Origin of the sequence: Pseudomonas sp. HMWF006 (assembly GCF_003061205.1) — a bacterium.
GTDB lineage: Bacteria > Pseudomonadota > Gammaproteobacteria > Pseudomonadales > Pseudomonadaceae > Aquipseudomonas > Aquipseudomonas monsensis.
In genome coordinates this window covers 1-1,925 of sequence record NZ_QAIU01000403.1, presented here as the reverse complement: position 1 = coordinate 1,925, position 1,925 = coordinate 1, and the positions used below count along the sequence as shown (strand labels likewise).

1 protein-coding gene and 1 pseudogene are annotated in these 1,925 nt (G+C 61.0%); one reads left to right on the top strand and one right to left on the bottom strand.

Translation table 11 applies throughout. From position 1 onward, the window contains the following. A pseudogene (locus DBR24_RS16745) lies at positions 1–1,122 on the top strand (MFS transporter); the annotation flags it as partial. 87 nt (positions 1,123–1,209) lie between these two features. Here the strand turns inward: DBR24_RS16745 and DBR24_RS16740 are convergent. Beyond that, positions 1,210–1,925: aldehyde dehydrogenase family protein (locus tag DBR24_RS16740; RefSeq protein WP_128615306.1), on the bottom strand; the 716-nt coding region annotated here is incomplete at its 5' end.

The window sequence follows — 1,925 nt, the reverse complement described above, 5'->3', positions numbered from 1 at the left end:
CGTGCGTACAGCGTCCTCGGCACCACGTTCGGTATCGGTCTGGCGTTCGGGCCTTTGGTGGCTGGCGCGTTGATCGAGGCATTCAACTGGCGGGCAATTTTTGTCTTTACCGCGTTGATCGGGGTGATCGCCATGGTCTTCGGCCTGCCACGCATGCGCGAAAGTCGTAACCCGGATGCCATGGGGCTGGATCGGCCGGGCACGATCAGCTTCAGCACGATGCTGGCGTTGTTCACCTTCGGCGTGATTCAGGCCCCGGAAAGCGGTTGGGGCAGCCCGCTGGTGGTTGGTCTGCTGAGTGCATCGGCATTGTTGTTGGCGGCGTTCGTGATGATCGAAATGCGCGTCAAACACCCGATGCTCGATCTGACCCTGTTTGGTTTTTCGCGCTTTATCGGCGTACAGATGCTGCCGATCGGCACCTGCTTTTGCTACATCGTGTTGGTGGTGATGCTGCCATTGCGTTTTATCGGCGTGGAAGGCTTGAGCGAAATCGACGCCGGCCTGCTGTTGCTGGCGCTGTCGGCACCGATGCTGGTGGTGCCGATGCTGGCGGCGTCGATGACCCGGTTTGTTTCGGCGGGGATCTTGTCGGGGATTGGTTTTCTGATCGCTGCATCAGGGTTGCACGCGTTGAGTCTGTACAACATCGGCGAACCGAAATCCGCCTTGGTCATGGCGATGGTGTTGATCGGGATTGGCACCGGTTTACCGTGGGGCTTGATGGACGGTTTGTCGGTCAGCGTTGTACCGAAAGCGCGCGCAGGGATGGCGGCGGGGATCTTCAACACTGTGCGAGTGGCGGGTGAGGGCATTGCGCTGGCGGTTGTCGCCGCAGTGCTGACCTCGCTGTTGCAAACCGATCTGACAAATGCAGTGGCAGGCAGTGTCGATGCGGCGCTGATTGCCGAGACCGCGCACCGGGTCACCACCGGCGATATGGCCCACGCAATCAACACCGTTGCGGGGCTGACAAATGAACGTCTGGTGGACGGGTATGCGTCGGCGTTTCAATATCTGTTGCACATCCTCACGTTGATTACTCTGGTCTCGGCGGCGGTGGTGCTGGGGTTGTTGAGCAAGGGGCAGACTGTCACGGAAGCGCAGCATGTCGCGACATGACAGCCAACGCTTGTGGCAGCGGTCGCTCCCGCAAAACCCATGCAGGCGCAGGCCTGCAGGGAGATGGGTAACGCCTGGGATCATCGATTATTTGCGATCCAGCCACACGGTTTGCGCGTTGCAGAATTCGCGTACGCCGAAGTGCGACAGTTCGCGGCCGAAACCGCTTTTTTTCACGCCGCCGAAGGTCACGCGCGGGTCGCTGGCGGAGTAGCCGTTGATGAACACGCCGCCGGTCTCCAGCTCGCAGGTCAGTTGCTGGGCCAGCTGTATGTTAGCGGTGTAGATCGTCGCGGTCAGGCCGAACTCGCTGTCGTTGGCCAGGGCCACCGCATGCGCGCAATCGCGGGCGGTGATGATCGACGCCACCGGGCCGAACAGTTCCTGTTTGAACGAGGTCATGCGGTCGGTGACATCGGCCAGCACGGTCGGCTCGTAGTAGTTGCCCGGACCTTCGGCCTTGCTGCCGCCGAGCAGGAGGGTGGCGCCTTCTTCGAGGGTGTCGCGCACTTGCTGATCAAGTTCGTCACGCAGGTCGAAACGTGCCATCGGGCCGATGTAGGTGTCGGCGGACAACGGATCGCCGACCTTCAGTTTGCGCGTCGCTTCGACGAATTTGCGGGTGAATTCCTCGACCACACCTTCTTCGATGATCAGGCGCTTGGCCGCAGCGCACACCTGGCCGGAGTTCTGGTAACGACCGATGACGGCTGCTTGAACGGCTTCGTCGAGATCGGCGTCATTGAGCACGATGAACGGGTCGGAACCGCCCAGCTCCAGCACGCATTTTTTCAGCGCAGCAC